Source organism: Roseovarius halophilus (ex Wu et al. 2025), assembly GCF_047086965.1.
On the sequence record NZ_JBKOTX010000330.1, the window covers coordinates 1 to 3,938 of the forward strand.

General features: G+C 62.5%; 4 protein-coding genes and 1 pseudogene. 4 read left to right on the forward strand and 1 reads right to left on the reverse strand.

Annotated features, from left to right (window positions below; genetic code table 11):
* Positions 1-10: 10 nt before the first annotated feature.
* Positions 11-842 (reverse strand): annotated as a pseudogene (locus tag ACH107_RS30715) (IS1380 family transposase); the annotation flags it as partial.
* A 569-nt stretch (positions 843-1,411) separates the two neighbouring features.
* On the opposite strand from ACH107_RS30715, the gene ACH107_RS30720 reads away from it, so the two are divergent.
* The 4 genes from ACH107_RS30720 (at position 1,412) to ACH107_RS30735 (ending at position 3,828) form a co-directional block, all read left to right on the forward strand.
* Positions 1,412-1,948 carry a crossover junction endodeoxyribonuclease RuvC gene (locus tag ACH107_RS30720; protein ID WP_412509479.1) on the forward strand — a complete coding sequence of 179 codons (537 nt, stop codon included), beginning with the start codon at positions 1,412-1,414 and terminating at the stop codon, positions 1,946-1,948.
* A gap of 5 nt (positions 1,949-1,953) precedes the next feature.
* A complete protein-coding gene (locus ACH107_RS30725; protein WP_412509481.1) occupies positions 1,954-2,157 on the forward strand; it encodes a hypothetical protein in 204 nt (67 codons plus the stop codon).
* Positions 2,147-2,578, forward strand: a complete 432-nt coding sequence (locus ACH107_RS30730) for a DUF6362 family protein (RefSeq protein WP_412509480.1) — start codon at positions 2,147-2,149, stop codon at positions 2,576-2,578. Before ACH107_RS30725 ends, ACH107_RS30730 begins: the two co-directional genes overlap by 11 nt.
* Positions 2,579-2,652: 74 nt before the next feature.
* On the forward strand, positions 2,653-3,828 hold the full coding sequence (locus tag ACH107_RS30735; RefSeq protein ID WP_310703162.1) for a Fic family protein: 1,176 nt from the start codon (positions 2,653-2,655) through the stop codon (positions 3,826-3,828).
* Positions 3,829-3,938 lie beyond the last annotated feature (110 nt).

Below are 3,938 nucleotides of genomic sequence, written 5' to 3' on the forward strand. Positions count from 1 at the left end.
CGGATTGCGGTCACGCACATGACGGTGGCGCTCGCAGTCGATGAATGGCGGCCAGGATGGCGCGCACCATCTTACCGGACACCGCGGCCTCGGAGAGTTGGAAGGTGATCGCCCGGGCATGGCGCACAACGCGGGCGCCTGTCTTCCTTCTCGGTGATGCAAGCATCACCTGCCAGGCAGTGGATCAGCTTGAGTTGCAGGCTGCTGAGCGACCAGTCGGCCATGGCCTCAGGCAGTTCGATGCAGCGCAGGAAGGTGGCCAGATTGTAGGCCAGCGCGTGCAGGTACAGCCGGACCTCGTTGTCGCGGAACTTCCGGCATGACAGCCGGGTCCAGCGGAAGGCGTATTTGCCTTCCTTGATGTGTTGCTCGGCGGTGCCGCGCTGGTTTTAGAACCGCACGATCCAGTCTGGCTCCATCGGCAGATTGGTGACGATGAAGCCAACACGCGGGAACAGCTCGCCCGGATGCCATTCGATCTTGGCAATGACGCGACGAGGCTGGTCCCAGCTCTGCGCCTGATACTGGAAGTCCTCGTAGAACCGCTTCACCTTGGTCTTTGACGGCCGCCCGACGGGGCGGGTCAACTGATGTGCGATTTTCTCACGCAGGACGGCATTCGTGGGTAGCCGGATGGCGTAGAAATAGTCCGCCTCTTCAAGGCGCTCGTAAATCTCGGGGGTCGCATAGGCGGCATCGGCCCGGAAAAACTTCATGATGTCGCGCTCGGCATACCGGGCGATGACGGGGTCGAGGACGTCGCGCCAACCATCGGCGCTGTGGACGTTGCCATGCCGCAGGGCGCAGCGTTCCAGCATGCCGAATTGGTTGAACAGAAAGTTTCTTTGGTTGCCGCCCGTGATGCAAGAGGCTTCTGCCCGTATTGGCGGTAAGACCGCATGTCTTTTTTCAGCGGCGCGCACATGACGGTTCAGCCTGTATTCTGATGATCACGGGGGACCGCGCGCGCCAATCCTCTCCGGCAGGGTGTGAGGTGTGTGAGGTAGGGTGTGAGGATACGAAAGCCTCACCTCACACGTCCAACTCACTGAATACACATCAGAAAACCGAAGGGTGTGAGGTGTGTGAGGTAAATTCCCGTACCCTTACGCATGCGTGCACGCGCGCGCACACGAAGGAGAGGCCGGAAAACACCTCACATACCTCACACACGCCAATGAAATCAGTGGCTTATGGGTGTGAGGAGGGGTGTGAGGCAGGTGCGACCTCCTCACACGTCTCCGATCCGGTGCCTGACTGGCTCAGGGAGGTGCTCGAATGATGCGTCCGCCCGCTACAGGCCCGCCGCGCGTGCCAGCAACCAATCCATCCGACCATGGCGGCCGGTACCGCCAAGCATCAACCGCCGTCGTCTTCCACCCGAGCAGCCCACCAGAAAAGGAGACCACTCATGGCTGATACGACTCTGTCCAGCGCCGCACTCGGCGCAACCCCGGAAACGCACATCCCGCCGGCGGCGGCGCGCACCATCCTCGCCCTCGATCTCGGCACCACCACCGGTTGGGCCATCCGTGGCTTTGATGGCCTGATCACCAGCGGTACCGCCAGCTTCCGCCCCGGCCGCTTTGACGGTGGCGGCATGCGCTACCTACGCTTCACCAACTGGCTGACGGAACTCGATCGGCTGTCAGGGCCGATCGAGGCGATCTATTTCGAAGAAGTTAGACGGCACGCCGGCACCGATGCCAGCCACGTCTACGGGGGTCTTATGGCCACGCTGACCGCGTGGGCCGAGCTGCGCGGCGTGCCATACGAGGGCGTGCCTGTCGGCACGATCAAGCGTCACGCCACCGGACGAGGCAACGCCAACAAGCAGGCCATGATCGACGCGGCCCACGACCGCGGGTTCAGCCCAGCGGACGACAACGAGGCCGATGCCATCGCCATCCTGCTCTGGGCCATCGAGACGCAGGGAGGGCTGGCATGACCGGGATGCAGTTCACACCGAAAGGCTACGGCGGCGACCGCCGTGATCCCGAGCAGGTCAGGCGCGAGGGCTGGCATGAGCTGCACATGCTGGCGGTCTCGCTGGACGACCAGCGCCTCACCTGGCCTGAGCGGGAACTCGTCCGCCAACTGGGCGAGAAGCTCTATGGCAAGCTTCCAGCCGTGAGGGAGGTGCGCAATGGCCGATAACTGGACCCGCGCCATGATCGCGGACCGGCTGGACCTCGCGGCCGACGTCATGCGCGCCATGCTGCCGGTGCGCCCGCAGGGCTATGTCAGCGCCTGGCCGGAATACCTCTCCACCTTTGCCGATCAGGTGGGACAGGAGCCGCGGATGAAAAAGCCGCTGCCCTCGCCGCGGATGATCACGCAAGCCGATGAGGCGATGCTCTGGCTGCGGTGGGTCGACAAGGACATCGGCCAGATCCTCTGGGCGCGCGCCAACCGCAAGCCGTGGAAACGGATCACCTGGCACCACGGCATCAGTCGGGCCACAGCGAACCGCCGACACGACTACGGGCTGGCTGTGATCGTCTGGAAGTTGAATGGACGGACGGTGCCGCGGAAACGATCGATGGCGTATGTGATCTCAAAGACGCGTGGGTCTTGAATAGGGAGGAATTTCTATTCAAGTTTAGAGCGCTATGGTTTAATAAGGCGCGGTGGTTATTAAAGGTTCGCACCATGACGGCAGAGCGCAATCAAAGACTGGGCACGTTCGTTGAAACAAGCGCAGGCGGTGAACGCGTCCGTGCCTATGTGCCTGCGCCGCTGCCGCCGACGCCGCCGATGGACCTGCCGCAACTCATGAGCCTCTATGAGCGGGCGATTGCTGCCGTGGGGCGGCTGGATGGTGTTACGACAATCCTGCCATCGACGCCGCTCTTTCTTTACATGTACGTCCGCAAGGAGGCGTTGCTGTCGTCCCAGATCGAAGGCACGCAGTCCTCGCTGTCGGATCTGCTGCTCTACGAGAACGACGAGGCACCGTCGGTTGAACTCGACGATGTCACCGAGGTGTCCAACTATGTTGCCGCGGTCGAGCATGGTGTCGCGCGCATCCGCGACGGTTTCCCGCTTTCGCTGCGTCTAATACGCGAGATGCACGAGGTTATCCTACGATCTGGGCGCGGTGCTACGAAACAGCCGGGAGAATTCCGGCGCTCGCAGAACTGGATTGGGGGCACCCGTCCGGGCAACGCGCTGTTCGTGCCACCGCCGCCAAACCACCTCGAAGATTGCCTTGATGCCTTCGAGCGGTTTCTGCACGACGACGATGTCGGCCTGCCACCGCTCATTCGCGCGGGGCTCGCCCATGTCCAGTTCGAGACAATCCATCCCTTCCTCGACGGCAATGGCAGGCTCGGGCGGTTGTTTATCACGCTGATCCTGGTCGAAGCTGGCGTGCTGCGCGAACCGATCCTCTATCTCAGCCTGTATCTGAAGTCGCGGCGGGACGACTACTACCGGCTCCTACAGGAAGTCCGTCAGGCCGGCGCCTGGGAAGCCTGGATGGAATTCTTCCTCACTGGTGTCGCGGAGACAGCCGAACAGGCAGCAGAGACCGCGCGCGAGCTGATCGCGATGTTCGAGGGGCATCGCCAGCAGATTTCCACGCTTGGCCGCTCGGCGCCTTCGGCGCTGCGCGTGCACGAATTCATGCAGGCCCGGCCGATCGTCACGATCCAGACAGTCGCGAACGGTCTGAATACCTCTTTTCCAACGGCCAGCGGGGCGCTCGAGAAACTGGCAGATCTGGGCATCGTGCGTGAAACGACCGGTAAGCGGCGCGGCCGCATCTATGCATATTCCGATTACGTAGCTCTGCTGGACCGAGGAACCGAACCATTGCCGGTCTGAGGTCACCGCCGCCTGTCAACCCCTCTCGTGCCGGCGGGACGCTTTTTGGTGAGACACGGAAACCTGTGACAGATCCCGCTCGAGGGGCTATAACAGCGATAAGATGATCG

Excerpts from the sequence above, each read along its gene's own strand:
- ACH107_RS30720 (WP_412509479.1), top strand. The coding sequence starts at position 1,412 with ATGGCTGATACGACTCTGTCCAGCGCCGCACTCGGCGCAACCCCGGAA.
- ACH107_RS30735 (WP_310703162.1), top strand. The coding sequence starts at position 2,653 with ATGACGGCAGAGCGCAATCAAAGACTGGGCACGTTCGTTGAAACAAGC.
- ACH107_RS30730 (WP_412509480.1), top strand. The coding sequence starts at position 2,147 with ATGGCCGATAACTGGACCCGCGCCATGATCGCGGACCGGCTGGACCTC.
- ACH107_RS30725 (WP_412509481.1), top strand. The coding sequence starts at position 1,954 with ATGCAGTTCACACCGAAAGGCTACGGCGGCGACCGCCGTGATCCCGAG.